This is a genomic window from Entomohabitans teleogrylli, from assembly GCF_001484765.1.
Classification (GTDB): Bacteria; Pseudomonadota; Gammaproteobacteria; order Enterobacterales; family Enterobacteriaceae; genus Entomohabitans; species Entomohabitans teleogrylli.
In genome coordinates this window covers 38,389-52,457 of record NZ_LLXO01000029.1, presented here as the reverse complement: position 1 = coordinate 52,457, position 14,069 = coordinate 38,389, and the positions used below count along the sequence as shown (strand labels likewise).

At 52.3% G+C, this 14,069-nt stretch carries 14 protein-coding genes; 4 read left to right on the top strand and 10 right to left on the bottom strand.

Translation table 11 applies throughout. The features are described from left to right. Positions 1-11: 11 nt before the first annotated feature. The 9 genes from fimG to mntR all read right to left on the bottom strand — a co-directional run bounded on the left by fimG (position 12) and on the right by mntR (position 9,102). Positions 12-515 carry a type 1 fimbrial minor subunit FimG gene (gene fimG, locus AQ981_RS22000; protein ID WP_058913911.1) on the bottom strand — a complete coding sequence of 168 codons (504 nt, stop codon included), beginning with the start codon at positions 513-515 and terminating at the stop codon, positions 12-14. Positions 516-526: 11 nt separating this feature from the next. Continuing rightward, positions 527-1,054, bottom strand: a complete 528-nt coding sequence (fimF, locus tag AQ981_RS21995) for a type 1 fimbrial adaptor subunit FimF (protein ID WP_058913910.1) — start codon at positions 1,052-1,054, stop codon at positions 527-529. A 13-nt stretch (positions 1,055-1,067) separates the two neighbouring features. Beyond that, positions 1,068-3,692 carry a fimbrial biogenesis usher protein gene (locus tag AQ981_RS21990; RefSeq protein WP_058913909.1) on the bottom strand — a complete coding sequence of 875 codons (2,625 nt, stop codon included), beginning with the start codon at positions 3,690-3,692 and terminating at the stop codon, positions 1,068-1,070. Between the two features lie 80 nt (positions 3,693-3,772). Next, positions 3,773-4,471 carry a fimbria/pilus periplasmic chaperone gene (locus tag AQ981_RS21985; RefSeq protein ID WP_058913908.1) on the bottom strand — a complete coding sequence of 233 codons (699 nt, stop codon included), beginning with the start codon at positions 4,469-4,471 and terminating at the stop codon, positions 3,773-3,775. A gap of 55 nt (positions 4,472-4,526) precedes the next feature. Further along, positions 4,527-5,066 carry a type 1 fimbrial minor subunit FimI gene (gene fimI, locus AQ981_RS21980; protein WP_058913907.1) on the bottom strand — a complete coding sequence of 180 codons (540 nt, stop codon included), beginning with the start codon at positions 5,064-5,066 and terminating at the stop codon, positions 4,527-4,529. 71 nt (positions 5,067-5,137) lie between these two features. After that, complete coding sequence (gene fimA / locus AQ981_RS21975) at positions 5,138-5,686, bottom strand: type 1 fimbrial major subunit FimA (RefSeq protein WP_058913906.1); 549 nt, start codon at positions 5,684-5,686, stop codon at positions 5,138-5,140. 407 nt (positions 5,687-6,093) lie between these two features. Then, complete coding sequence (locus AQ981_RS21970; RefSeq protein ID WP_058913905.1) at positions 6,094-6,642, bottom strand: hypothetical protein; 549 nt, start codon at positions 6,640-6,642, stop codon at positions 6,094-6,096. 888 nt (positions 6,643-7,530) lie between these two features. Further along, positions 7,531-8,631, bottom strand: coding sequence for an SLC13 family permease (locus AQ981_RS21965; protein WP_058913904.1), 1,101 nt, complete (start codon positions 8,629-8,631; stop codon positions 7,531-7,533). Next, entirely contained in the window at positions 8,632-9,102 is a 471-nt protein-coding gene (mntR, locus tag AQ981_RS21960) for a manganese-binding transcriptional regulator MntR (RefSeq protein WP_058913903.1), read from the bottom strand. 190 nt (positions 9,103-9,292) lie between these two features. Here mntR and mntS point away from each other — a divergent pair, with 190 nt between their 5' ends. After that, the gene (gene mntS, locus AQ981_RS26975; RefSeq protein WP_082683248.1) at positions 9,293-9,418 is read left to right on the top strand and encodes a manganase accumulation protein MntS; all 126 of its coding nucleotides are present in this window, start codon (positions 9,293-9,295) and stop codon (positions 9,416-9,418) included. 273 nt (positions 9,419-9,691) lie between these two features. Beyond that, a complete protein-coding gene (locus tag AQ981_RS21955; protein WP_058913902.1) occupies positions 9,692-11,296 on the top strand; it encodes a phosphoethanolamine transferase in 1,605 nt (534 codons plus the stop codon). Positions 11,297-11,321: 25 nt separating this feature from the next. On the opposite strand, the gene ompX is transcribed toward AQ981_RS21955, so the two are convergent. Continuing rightward, positions 11,322-11,831 (bottom strand): outer membrane protein OmpX, encoded by a 510-nt coding sequence (ompX, locus tag AQ981_RS21950; protein WP_058913901.1) that lies wholly within the window; start codon positions 11,829-11,831, stop codon positions 11,322-11,324. 355 nt (positions 11,832-12,186) lie between these two features. On the opposite strand from ompX, the gene rhtA reads away from it, so the two are divergent. Together rhtA and dps are read left to right on the top strand one after the other, a co-directional pair. Further along, positions 12,187-13,074 carry a threonine/homoserine exporter RhtA gene (gene rhtA, locus AQ981_RS21945; protein WP_058913900.1) on the top strand — a complete coding sequence of 296 codons (888 nt, stop codon included), beginning with the start codon at positions 12,187-12,189 and terminating at the stop codon, positions 13,072-13,074. A gap of 297 nt (positions 13,075-13,371) precedes the next feature. Beyond that, positions 13,372-13,875, top strand: a complete 504-nt coding sequence (dps, locus tag AQ981_RS21940; RefSeq protein WP_058913899.1) for a DNA starvation/stationary phase protection protein Dps — start codon at positions 13,372-13,374, stop codon at positions 13,873-13,875. The last annotated feature ends 194 nt before the right edge of the window (positions 13,876-14,069 follow it).

The following is a 14,069-nucleotide window of genomic DNA, read 5'->3' as shown; positions in this document are numbered from 1 at the left end:
TCCCTCCTGATTCAGGACCAGGTATAGGTGATATTAATCACCGCCTGAATAGTTCCCTGGGTCGCTCCACCATTGACCGTCAGTGCTCTCACTTGCAGCGGAAAACTTGCGGCCTGAGTGGTATTATTTACCTGTACTGTTTTCACTGCGCCATTATTTAGCGTAGTGCCGATATTATCCTGTAGCTCCAGTTGAATATTGCCCGCAGTTCCCTGATTACTGTAGTAACCGGTACTGTCTGCCGTACCGCTGAATGTCGCAGTAACTTTTGATGTCCCGACCGGGCAATTACTCAGGTCGAGCGTGACGTTTTTCCAGGCTGAGGCAGATCCTGCGGAAACCAGATCAAACGTGTACAGGTCGCCAAGATCGACCGTGGCATTCGGGATCGAAATAGTGCAAGGCTTAGCCACCACTTTGCCATAGACCGTAATCGTCACGTCAGCGGCCTGCAAGAGCGGGGAAACCATTACCAGCAATGCCGCCACCACTCCCCGTGGGTAAATCCGTTTCATATCCACCTCCGTTACTGGAATTCAAGAGTGAATGTTGCTGTGGCGTTCACCTGCCCAACGGTAACCGGAACCCGGGTAGCCATCAGACGCGCATAAAAATTCAGGGTATTGCTCTGGCTACCGGTCAGACGGGTCCAGGCGATCGCTGAAGACGCTGCGTTAAGCGGCAACGCAGTCTGGTTACTATCGAGGATCTGCACACCCATACCCGCGGCGGCCGAAGTCGCGGTATCGAGCTTTAACAAACTGGTATTGATAGTATCGGCAGTACCGGTAAAACCGACTTTTACCGCGGTTACCGCGCTACCGCACGGCGACAGGATAATGCTGAACGGTACCAGCGTTGAGGTCGAGCCAACCGCCATAAACTGTTTAGCTCCGTGATTGAGTAAATCGACAGTAAAATTTTTTGATGACGTGGCCACGGTACAGGCGTTATCACGCACATTTCCGGTGATGGTAATGCTGCTGTCAGCCGCCATGGAGCTGGCGGAACCCAGCGCCAGCGCCAGGCCCGGCAAATAATGTATTTTTTTCATTAGCATTCTTTCCTTAGCGACACTCTGCTGACAGCTGCGTCATTGCCTGATTCAGGCTCTCCTCCGGCAGGCTGTAACTTGCCACACAGTTGGCATCGTCACCCTCCCCCCATTTCACCTGTACCTTACCCGCCAGCGGCATACCGCTCAGGTAAACCTGACCGTTATCAGCTACAATGCTGCCGCTTTGCTGATTATCAGAACTGGCCAGCGCGCCGAACGGTACCGATTTACCGTTATGGGTCAGGGTCATTAATACTTTCACCCCAACGTTGGCCTTAAACTCAGCCCGTACGATGGCGCCATGGGTCGGTACTACGCGCACCACGGTTTCTTCGAGATCCACATTATCCGCCAGGGTGTTGGTATCTAACGCAATACGGTTTTCCCGGTACTCCGTGGCGTATGGCAGTACCGCATAACCACGCCAGTCGGTTGTGACGCCAGTATGGTTTTCCACTTTCACATTGTCTGCGCCGGGCGCTTTTACCAGTACCACGGTATCGTTCAGCGGTTGGCTTAACGTGACGCCGTTGGCGTGGGCCAGAATGCCGCCGCTCAGGCCATAGTACAGTTGTTTACTGCCATCGGTGCGGCTATAGCCAATGTTGGCGTTGCCATACCCGCCGCGATAGCTGAGCGCCGTATAGCCGCTGGCGCTGCTGGTGCCATTACCGCCGCCCGCATAACCGCTTTGCACGCTGTAACTCAGGTTATTACCGTCGAGCAATGTTCCGTATACGCCGGCCATATTAGTCATTCGACCATCAAGGTCGTGGGACATGTTGTAGCTGGCGTTGGCGGTACGCCATACGGATTTGCTGTCTGAACGCAGCCAGTGGCTGAACGGAATGTTGACGTTGATTGCCAGCATCTGATCGCGTTTATCCTGCCAGGCGTTTTTGCTCAGGCTATAGCTCAGCGTCCAGTTGATATCACTAATCGCCGTGTTTAACCCCGCCTGGAGTTGCTCATCGACAGCGCTTGTTCCCCAGTACGACTGGCGACTGCCGCTGATATAGAATGTCGCTCTTTGCCCCAGTTGCTGAGTGACGCTAACCTGCGCTTTGCCGCGTTTGCTATGGGCCAGATTGTAGTAATCCGTATAGGTCGGCGTGACATTGAGCTCCCCCTCGTGGGTATCGATGCTATAACCGCTCATCCGGTTATAGGTGGTATCAGAAAAACTAAAGAAGCCGCGGGTTGAATAGCGGTAACCCACCAGTTGAATGTTGGTCCCGGTGTCAAGCAGCGATTTGTTATACAGCAAGCGTAGCGACTGCCCCTGATGATCGCTGTCATCCGCCAGCGTGGCATTAGCCTGGGTCACATCCAGCGAGAAAGCGCCCAAATACCCCATATTCTTGCCCAACCCCAGACTGAAAGCGCGATAGCGATCCGCCAGTTGGGTCCCGCCATATACGGTCCAGCCGGCCGGCAGGCCATGTAATGCTGTGCCCTGGAAAAACTTAGGATCGTTTTGCTGGTTATTACCGCTGCGATATTCACCTGCCGTCAGGGAATAGCGCGTATGGCCCTCACGCTGCAGGAACGGCACCGAAGAGTAAGGCACGCTGAACACCTGAGTGCTGCCGTCAGCCTCCTTGATACTCACCTGCAGATCGCCGCCGTTACCGGCGGCATAGAGATCGTTAATGGTGAACGGCCCCGGCGGTACCGTACTCTGGTAGATCTCATAACCATTTTGTTTAACAGATACCTGCGCCGTGCTGCGGGCAATACCATGGATCGCTGGCGCAAAGCCTTTCTGGCTATCCGGCAGCATGTTGTCGTCAGTGGCTAGCTGCGCCCCGCGGAAGTTCACACCATCAAAAATTTCACCGTTGGTATAGCCATCCCCCAGGGTTAAGCGCGATCTCAGCGCGGTAATATCCCGCTCAAGCCACGTATTAACATGCTGCCATTTATTGGCGTTAGCAGAGGAACTGCCATCGCTATTGTAGCTCCAGGTGGTATTGTCGCGCAGACGCCAGGCCCCCAGATTCAGCCCGCTCTGCAAATTCAGATAGGCGTAACTGCTGCTGCCTGACGTGTCACTATCCAGACTATTGCCGGTGAAACTGTAATTCAGCAGCCCAGCATTAATGCCATGATCCCAGAGTTCTGGCGGGATATAGCCGCGGGCGCGATGTCCCATCAGCGCCTGCGGGACTGTCAGATACAGTCGCTGCTGGCCGACATCAAAACTGCTGGTGGCATCTTTAATCATTTCGTTCATGGGGACGCAGGCATCAGAAGCCAACGCCTCCATTCCCGCCACCGCCGCGATATTCACCCCCATACTGGCCAGTTGTCCGCGCGTCAGGCACGGCATTAGCCCATAACCGTCACTACCAGCATTAAAGCTGACATCCCGGGTAGTCATATAACCATCGTTAAGATAAATATCGACACGATAGGTGCCAGGCGGAACTTCCTGCCCCTTTTCAAAGCTGGATAAGTCAGCCACTGCCGCCGGATCGTCAGCCAGAAAGCGTGGGTTAAAATAGAGTTCTGCCTGGGTGGATGCCGGATATATTGCCAGCCAAAGCGCCAGCGTCACCGGCGTTAGGGTAAAAGAAAATGGCGTATTGCGCCGGGAACCTGAATGGTCCATTTCATATTTTAGATGTGACATAGTCCCTCCGGTCTGAATTCACCCGGCCGTCAGTTCTTTTTATGATCAGGGAGGAGTATTACTGGTGAATATTCCGTTAGTTATTTCAGCAGGCCCTTCATTGGCGGCGTCAGCGCACCAAAGTCATTGATGGTCCGATAAGTGATATTGTTACCAGCATCGGACGGTATCCTGAGCGAAGTTTTTCCCATTGGCGGCACCAGCGCATTATCCAGCACCCGGTTACCGGCGCTCAAATCCGTCACAGTCAAATAGTAAGGCGTCGGGTTATTGAGCGTTAGCAAGTTGCCGCTGCGGCTGAACGTCAGCTTTTCTGCCGCCTGTTCCGGTGCTAATGGCAAATTGTTCGGGCGATAATAGAGTTTAATGCGACTGATAATGGCCAACTGTAATGTATTGTTATCGGCACTGGCCTGCGATTTATCCATGGAAGGAATCGCTTTCACGTTTACCCAGAACAGACTTTCCCGATCCTGCGGTAACTGGTTATTAGTTGCGTCAATAATGCGTAATGAATTTTCTTTTTTCCCCTGCATAGCAAATAGCGGCGGGGTAATAACAAAGCGACTATCTTTGGCGCCATCATTATTTTCTATCCATGACTGAATAAGATAAGCGCTTTTTTGATCATTATTGGTTACCTGCAACTGGACTTGTTTTTGCCCGGCCGGGTAAATAACCCGCGTGGTGCCCAGCGCCACGCTGGCTTGCGCGCCGGCGGCAGATATCATCAAGAGTCCAGCCAGTAAGCAGCGGGTAATATCCTGTATTTTTCTCATGTGTGCTCCTTTATTACACAATGGTTGCTGATTTCCGTTATGCCTGCTGACTAATTTATTGATAGGTTAAAGCAAACCAGGCATGGGCATTCGCCGCGCCTCCGGTAACCTGCTTTTCGGTTGCGCGATATTTCGCCACAAAGTGGAGAGTGGTCGGCCCCTGATACAAACGTGACCCGTTGCGGGGCGGGGTATTGACGGGGATCAGGCGATCCTGCGCATCGAACAGCGCAACGCTGACGCCGCTCGCAATTCCCGGCCCTTCCCCCACCGAAAGCACCTCGGGATTTTTGTCATCGGCAATGCCATAAAATGTTACGCCAACACGCTGGCTGACCGCTGTACTACAATCCTGGAGATGAACATCGAAAGGAACAGGATTCGCATCCTCCCCTGCAAAATGAAATCGATTACTACTGATTTGCCCCATATCCACCCTCATCTGCCGATCGCCAGCCTCAACGCGGCACGCTTCGGCGATAATGACCCCCTGGAAACGCATGTTACCTCCGGGTGCCGTCACGCTCAGGCTGGCTTCAGCCATAGCAATTGACGGTAGCAGTATGGTCAACAGAGCAGATTTCATTCCTTGCATAATGGTCCCCCGGTCCCGTTGTCGAAATGGGCCATCCCGGCCCAATATCGCATCCCTGCTTTCGCAGTCGATTACTGGTACTGAATTTTGAAGGTGGCGTCGGCATTCGCGGTACCCGCTGTCGCCGCGGCGATCGCGTAGTAACGCGCCTGGAACGGCAGAATGTTGGTACCATTAATCAGCGTGGTCTGTGCGCTGTAGGACGCGCCATCCAGGCCCAACGGAGTGCCGGTGTTGTCGAGGATCTGTACGCCAACATTGGTTGCGCCGCCGGCTGCAGAGCTCTGCAGCGCCAGTACGTTGCTGTTGGTACTGTTAACCGCAGTACCTGAGAACGCTACGGCGGCTTTAGACGCCACGCTGGTGTCGCAATCGTCCAGTTGGATGTTGAAGCCCACAGCCGTGCTGACATCGCCAGCCGCAGCAAGGTTCACAGTACGAACCTGACCCATCTGCACTGTCTGGTTGACAGAATTGGTATTTACCGCACAGGCTGCGTTAACAACGGTACCGACGAAATGCACATCCCCGCCCTGCACGGAAACGGTCGCTGCGTGAGCCGCAACGGAGCTTAAGGACAGCGCTGCTAAGGTCATGATTGCCAGATTTTTGATTTTCATTTACTACTCCCTTTGATAAATAGAGCAGTGGAAGTCATATCCACTGTGGTGTTGATTGAGTTGTGTAAATCCAGGCGATAAACAGCATCCTGTTTTCACGGTTACTACATTTCCACGCCAGGCGTAGAGGGTCTTATGCTTGATTCCCGGCGTGATAACCAGTGACTGATGGCTAATTCCATCGAGAAACAAACAAAATACTTTCCTGTGGTGTTAAATTCCTCTTCTTGTGATAAGTAACCTGATTGTCACATCAATAAAAAAGAAGTCCGCTCGAGAGAATGGCTATTTCGGTAATTCCTTGCACGTGCAAACCTGCAATAAAATATCTCACAGGGAAAATTTGTTAATATATCGCAAAACGAGCTCTACTATTTCTGTAATAACAATACCTGCGACATGAATAATTATACCGGCATTTTCATTCTCAACATATCGCGACACAATAGAATCCCCACGGAGTTACAGCCGGTTAGCCCGTATTCCTGAAAAACATTACGTTTAACCCGGTAAATATATTTCAGCGACAGTCGGGAATAAGCGGACAAACCATGTACCGTATCACCATGGCTGAGCTGATTAAAAATGGTCATCACCTGGCGGGAAACCGTACCCTGACTAACCGGGATATTCGCCGCCCGCTCAAGCAACCTCAAGAATCCTTTGACTGTAACCCCTTTTGACATCAGGCAGGGAAAAACCTGACGTTCAGTCCTTATCCCTGGAATATCCGCCATAATCACCAGTCGGGCAGCCATAATACCCGGGGTTTTCAACAGATGAGTGCGCAACGAGTTATCGTTGACCGCCAGCACAACCAGATCGCCTGGCTGCGGGTAGAAAATAGTGTTATCGTCGCCGGGATGAATAAAGGAGCAGGTGATATCGCGCGATTTTATGACGTCCTGTATTCCATAAAGAAAAAAGGTATCGTCAGAGATAAAATAGTAATTCATACAATAACGCTCCTGATCCGCGAAAGTCTAAAAATAACTAACAGCTACTTTCATTCGGTAAAATAAATTCCGTTTTGATGCCGGGAATTTTAATCAGGGTTATCGTTGAAGATATAATCGTTTAAACCGATCAACAATACAAAAATCAATAGTCAATAGCTATTGATTAGATCATATTGATCGGAATGTCCTATTTCAAATGCGCTTCATAATTTTTGAATATTGCACTCCCGTGATTATCCGTAAATGGCCATTGAGAGGAGAACGGATGCCATAACCAATAACGCGCTTACAAAATCTGACATTATATAAAACAGGATAAAAATCGAGCATCGGTTATTTTCCCTGCCCGGACAAACCATTGCCGGTCTGAAAACACACAACTTTGACTATGAAAATTCCTGGAGACTGCTGTATGTAAAGAAATCATCGAATTATATCAAGAATAATAAACTTAATGTGAATAATGAATATTCCTGGAGAAAAAAATCCTGGGGAAGAGAAAATATTCCTGGAAAGAAAGCAGATACAGGTCAGAGAAAGAGAGAAATAGAGGTATTAAAATCTCTATAAAATGTGACTCATGTCACATAAATTCAATAAGTCACACTCTCTGGTTATCGAATAATTAACTCTCCCAGGGAAAAATCCTGCTTTATGCTTCAGAAAAATCAGTCCGTGATAGCGCAGTTTTCTGATTTGAGTGGTAAATAGCCAGGAAATCACAACAGCCAACAGGGAGGACTTTGCTAACGCGATGAGAGCGAGGAAGGCAAACGTGTAAAGAGAAAACAAAGCGAGGCTACAGGGGATTCAACGCTGGAGCATTGCCGTGCAGCGACAGACCCGCCAGTGGCCTGGCGGGCAGAAACAACATCGGGATTTACCTCACAACAGCACATACCCTGCCAGCGCCGCCCACAGCAGCATCGGTATCGACCATAAATGGAAACGCCACCAGATGCGCCGATCGCCAGCCAGGCGTAGCGCAATCAGGTTTGCCAGCGATCCGGGCAATAAGCCGAAGCCGCCAATATTCACTGCCCATGCCAGCAACTTGTCCGGCGGCAGATAATTCACCAGCAAAATCGTCGCCGGAACATTACTGATAAACTGCGAGAGTCCTATCCCCAGCCCATACACGCCGATTCCGGAAAGCGAACCGATGCCGTGCAGGGCACTCTGCAATACCGGCAGTTGCGTCAGCAGATAGACATCAATAAACATCACGATGAATACCAGCAACAGGCACCAGTCAATGGTCACAATCACCCGCCGCGCCAGTAGCATAAACCCACAGGCAATGATCGCCAGCCCGGCCAGCGCATAGCCGGTTTCCAGAGCCGCCAGAAAAATCCCGTACATGACCAGGCTGGCAATCAGCAGACGCGGCTGCCACTCCCGTAGCCGATCCCCGCTCTGGTAAGTCAGGCGCTTAGCCGGAAAAGCAAACCAGCCGATAACAATCAGGCTCGCCACCAGCAACGCCGCCAGCGGCGCCATCTGAACAATAAAGGCGCCAAACGAGAGGCCTGACTTCCCCCACAGCAAAATGTTCTGCGGATTACCTATCGGCGTCAGCAGCGAACCGGCATTCACCGCCAGCGCCTCGAAAATAATGATCCGGCTGACCGGTATCGCGCACAATTTGCGCAGCGTTATCGTCAACGGCACCACGATAAACAGCGCCACATCATTGGTCAGAAAGGTCGCCAGCAGCGCCGCGGCGCAGATCAGAAACAGCGCCAGCGCGCGTTCGCTGGCAAAGCGCTTCACCATACGGCGGCCCAGCACCTCAAAATAGCCGCTCAGTTCCACGCCTTTGGTTAACATCAGCAAACCGCTGAGCGTCACAATGGTGTGCCAGTCCACCGCCCCCGGCCATTCAGCCGGACGCAGGGGAACCAGAAAACTCAGGATGATGGCGATAATTAACAGTAAATGAAGAAAACGATCGTGCAGAAAGGCATGGGCCAGCTGTTTGAGCATTTAGCGGTTCTGCTCCTGCTGCTCAGTAAAGCGCCGGAAAACCTCCAGCGTCTCTTCACTGACATGATGTTCGATCCCTTCCGCATCGCGGCGGGCAATGTCGGTACTGACCCCAAGAGCCAGTAAAAACTGTTCGACAATCTGGTGGCGCTCCCGGCTTTGACGCGCCAGCTCTTCGCCTTCGGCGGTGAGCGTCACGCCGCGCCACGGGATCTGGGCAATCAAACCCATTGAGGCCAGGCGTTTAAGCATTTTCGCCACTGTCGGCTGAGACACTCCCAGGCGTGCCGCCATATCCACCTGCCGCGCCTCCCCCAGTTCCTGAAGCAGATCGGCAATCAGTTCCACATAGTCGTCGATCAACTCGCGACGATGCGCCTCGCGGACCTGGCGGAACCCTTCGACATGCTCTTCAACATTGATCAACTGGGTCTTCTTTTTGGCGGATGGCATACCTGCCCGACGGGTCATTCTTCTTCTCCTGGCGCGGCGCGCATGGTTTTCAGTGCAAACTGGCCGCTCATTGTAAACCACGACACGCCAACAACAAAAAAATAACGAAATAGCCATAGCTATATTTTATAGCCCGTGCTATATCTGTATGTAATCCAGACACCATTCAGGGATCGATTGCCAGGCAATCATCGCGAGGAGGTGTGGTATGACTGAGCTGAAGAGGTGCTTACGCGTGTTTACTCAATCTCCCTTTAAGGTCAGGCTGCAATTGCTGAACATGCTGTGCGATATGTTCAACAAGCCACAGTCCGAACCCAAAAAACCATCCTGATCCCGGCCCGATGCCTTCGGGCCGTCATTAATTTGTAAAAATTAGTGTCTATACTGTGGCGTAAGCCATTTCACATCCCCTATTTCCTGCTTATTTTCGTGGTTTTGTAGTCCGCCTCGCAAAACAGTGCGTTATCTCCTGTTGATATTCTTTACGCCGCGCTCTATCTTCTTGCAGCCTCGTCGGTAAAGCACTGGTAATCGCTTTTTTCCCCCAGACAGGTCAGGCCCTTAACGCCAGGGTAAGCGCATGGCGTGCATCAGACAGTAATCTATGAATTCGACCGTAAAAGAAGCCCAGGCAATTCGCGGTAATCTCCTCGATCCGTGGCTGGGGTTCTATTTCCTGCAATCGTTACTGATTAATTACGCGCTGGGTTATCCATTCAGCCTGCTTTACGCTATTGCATTCACCTGCGTACTGCTTCTGCTGTGGCGCGTCGCCCCGCGGTTACAGAAAACGGTGCAGGCTTTCAGCAGCCTGGCGGCAGGCGGTTATTTCCCGTTCGGCCAGGCTTACGGCGCGCCGAATTTCAATACCCTGCTGGCCCTGCACTCCACCAATATGGAGGAATCCGCCGAGATCCTGACCATCTTCCCGTGGTACAGCTACCTGATCGGGCTATTTATTATTGGCCTGGGCGTGGTGGCGCTGCGCCGCCGCCCATCGCCTGAACGCGGTTGGGGGTATGCGCAAAGCCTGTGTCTGGTGGTTGCCACGGTGGCGCTATTGTACGCGCCAGTCCACAACTACCTTACCGGCTGGGGTTTCCGGCTACAGGAAACCGGCTATCCGGTGGCGCGCTTTGTTAAAGACATCATCGTGAATAACAATGACGTTCTGGAAGAGCAGGCGCGTATGCAGGCTCTCGCCAGTAAGAAAGATACCTGGCATGTGCTTTCCGTGGCGCCGCGCTACCAGATCTATATGGTGGTGATTGGCGAAAGCGCGCGCCGCGATGCGCTCGGCGCTTTCGGCGGCCACTGGGATAACACCCCTTTCGCCAGCCAGGTCAAAGGCACGCTGTTTATGGACTATATCTCCGCCAGCGCCTCCACCCAGAAATCGCTGGGGCTAACCCTTAATCGGGTGATAAGCGGCAAACCGCAATATCAGGATAACTTTGTTACCCTCGCCAACCGGGCCGGTTTTCAGAGCTGGTGGTTTTCCAATCAGGGGCAAATCGGCGAATATGACACGGCGATCGCCAGTATCGCCCGGCGCGCCGATGAGGTGCAGTTTCTGAAGAGCGGCGATTTTGAAGCTGACAAAAACACTCAGGATGACGAACTACTGAAGATGACCGCCCAGGTCTTCGCCGCGCCGCGCAGCCAGCCGCAACTGATTGTGTTGCATCTGATGGGTTCGCATCCGCAGGCCTGTGATCGCACCCGGGGGAAATACCAGGTTTTCGTTCAGTCCCGGGAGACCTCCTGCTACCTGCATACTATGACACAAACCGACACGCTGTTGAGCAAGCTATATCAGCAGTTACAGGGCACCGGCCAGCGCTTTTCGCTGGTCTATTTCTCCGACCACGGCCTGGCATTTAAGGAACGCGGTAAAGAGGTGCAATACCTGGCCCATGATGACACCGTCCAGCAAAGCTTCCAGGTGCCGTTTATGGTGCTCTCCAGCGATGACACTGCCCACAGGAAGATCAAAGCGCGCCGTTCGGCCAATGATTTCCTGAACTTTTTCAGTCAGTGGACAGGGATTAAAGCCCGGGAGTTGCAACCAACCTACCCGTTTATGTCTAAGCAATCAGCGGGGCCGATTTACGTTACCAACTTTAAACTGCAGCGGGTGGACTATACTCATCTGGGCAGCGATCCTTTTGTTACCAGCGCCAGTCAGGCAAAAAAAATCCGCCCGTAGGCGGATTTTTTGCTTCCCGAAGGAATCAGAAACGGTAACCAACACCGGCGATCCAGGTGCCAACGTCTACGTTGCGAATGCGGCTCTGCTCATAAGAGAAGTCCAGCGCGACGTTTTCGATCGGGTTGAACTGCAGACCAGCACCGTAGGAGAAGCCAACATCGCTGGTGTCCTGGTGGCGCGGGAAGCTGTTCTGCTGGAATTTACCGTAGCCGATACCTACCACACCATAGATGCTGGCCCAGTCATTCAGACGATATGCCGGGCCGGCGGTGATACCGTAGTACTGGCCTTTTTTATACACGCCGTTCTCGCTACGATCTTTTTCAGTGTAGGTAAAGGAGCCGATCACGCCGAGGGGGTCGTTATCAAATTCATAACGGTATTTCAGGTTAAAGCCGTTTGCTTTGTTCGCCACGCCGGCCATATCGCTCTGCGCATAGCCGCCGGAAACAGTGCTGGTACCCGCCATTGCGGAACCTGCGGAAACGGCCAGAACACAGGCCAGTGCTGAAAGACATGCAATTTTTTTCATAACCACCTCAAATGTGCTTCAAATAAGTCCTAAGTTTTAAATATATCAAAATACGGTAAGAAACTCTGCGACGATTATGTTGTCTAAGCGCTCCTTCATGTAACATTTCATTTCAATGACTGAAGAAAACTTTCATAAGTAGCGAATTTTAAACCATATTGCGGAATTATCTGCGGTAAAAACGCTTCTGAACATCCAGATTAGTCCGAAACATAAACGCACAAAATGCTATCCGTTCTTCTTATTATACCCGCTCTGGCGAGAGTTTTTTTTCAACCAACCCTCAACCATGACGCAGACATCCATTACACTGGTCGGCCCTGACATTTACCTATAACCATTAACAGGATGCCGGATGTCCACGTTACCCCGTAAAACCCCCGCCTGGCTGCCGATAGTCGTACTACTGATCGCCATGGCGTCTATTCAGGGCGGTGCGTCTCTCGCCAAATCACTGTTCCCGCTGATAGGCGCCCCCGGGGTCACCGCTCTGCGCCTGGCACTCGGCACATTAATTCTGGTGCTGTTCTTTAAACCCTGGCGCCTGCGTTTTGCTCCTGAACAACGGATGCCGCTGTTGCTGTACGGCCTGTCGCTCGGCGGCATGAACTATCTTTTCTACTTGTCTATCCAGACGGTGCCGCTGGGCATCGCCGTCGCGCTGGAGTTCACCGGGCCGCTGGCGGTCGCGCTATTTTCCTCGCGCCGTGCGGTGGATTTCGTCTGGGTGATTCTGGCGGTACTGGGGCTGTGGCTGTTGCTGCCGATCGGTCAGGATGTCTCGCAGGTGGATTTGGTCGGCGCCGGATTAGCGCTGGGGGCCGGCGCCTGCTGGGCGCTATACATTATCACCGGGCAGCGCGCCGGCGCGGATCACGGCCCGGCGACGGTAGCGATAGGTTCGCTGATCGCCGCCATCATCTTTGTCCCGATCGGAACCTGGCAGGCCATTGCGCCGGTATGGACCTGGTCGCTACTGCCGCTCGGTCTCGGGGTCGCGATTCTGTCTACCGCGCTCCCCTACTCGCTGGAAATGATTGCCCTGACCCGCCTGCCGACCCGAACCTTCGGGACGCTGATGAGTATGGAGCCAGCCATGGCGGCGGTCTCCGGCATGATATTTCTCAGCGAACGTCTGAGCCTGGTACAGTGCGCCGGTCTGCTGGCGATCATTGCCGCCTCTATGGGCTCAACGCTCACATTGAAACGCGAAACGAAAATAGAGCGCGTCGATATCAATTAACCCCCCATAACCATATTTCGCACGCTTAACCGAAGCCGTGCGAAATATTATCCGCAATCAATCAGTTATATATCCACCACTGGCAGTGGTGTTGCCAGCGTGCCGCGTATATTTGTTGCGAGGTCGGCGATTCGCCACCCGCTGTCATTAATAAACTGATATTCAACAAGTTTTATATTTACAGCAGCTCTGCGCTATTTGTCTGATAGGTATTAACCTCCCCGGCAAAATGCAAATCCGGTGCTATACTTAATTCCGCAAATTAATGGGACATTCACTTCAAGAGGATATGAGTTTATGAGTACCGCTAAACTGGTAAAAACAAAATCTTCGAGCCTGCTTTATACCCGCAATGATGTTGCGGACAGCGAGAAAAAAGCCACCGTAGAATTACTCAATCGCCAGGTTATCCAGTTTATCGACCTGTCTCTGATTACCAAACAGGCGCACTGGAACATGCGCGGCGCGAACTTTATCGCCGTTCACGAAATGCTTGACGGTTTCCGTACCGCCCTGACCGACCACCTCGATACCATGGCGGAACGTGCCGTACAGCTCGGTGGCGTAGCGCTGGGAACCACTCAGGTAGTGAACAGCAAAACCACGCTGAAAAGCTATCCGCTGGATATCCACACCGTGCAGGAACACCTGAAAGAGCTGGCTGACCGTTACGCGATTGTCGCTAACGATGTTCGTAAAGCCATCTCCGAAGCCAAAGATGAAGATACCGCCGATATCTTTACCGCTGCTTCCCGCGATCTGGATAAATTCCTGTGGTTTATCGAAGCTAACCTCGAATAAATCCGTTCTCCCCTCCCACAGGAGGAGCCCTGCACCATAACAGGGCATCCTCCTGTGTATATTCCCGTCAAAAATTATTCAAATGTAATAATCACGTCGCATAATCGTTAATGAACGATTGTTTTCACGGCGATTTTCGCGGTAAAAGAGTCTCTGCTTCTCAGGTCGCGTCCTGCGCACTCTTTTGGTGATCC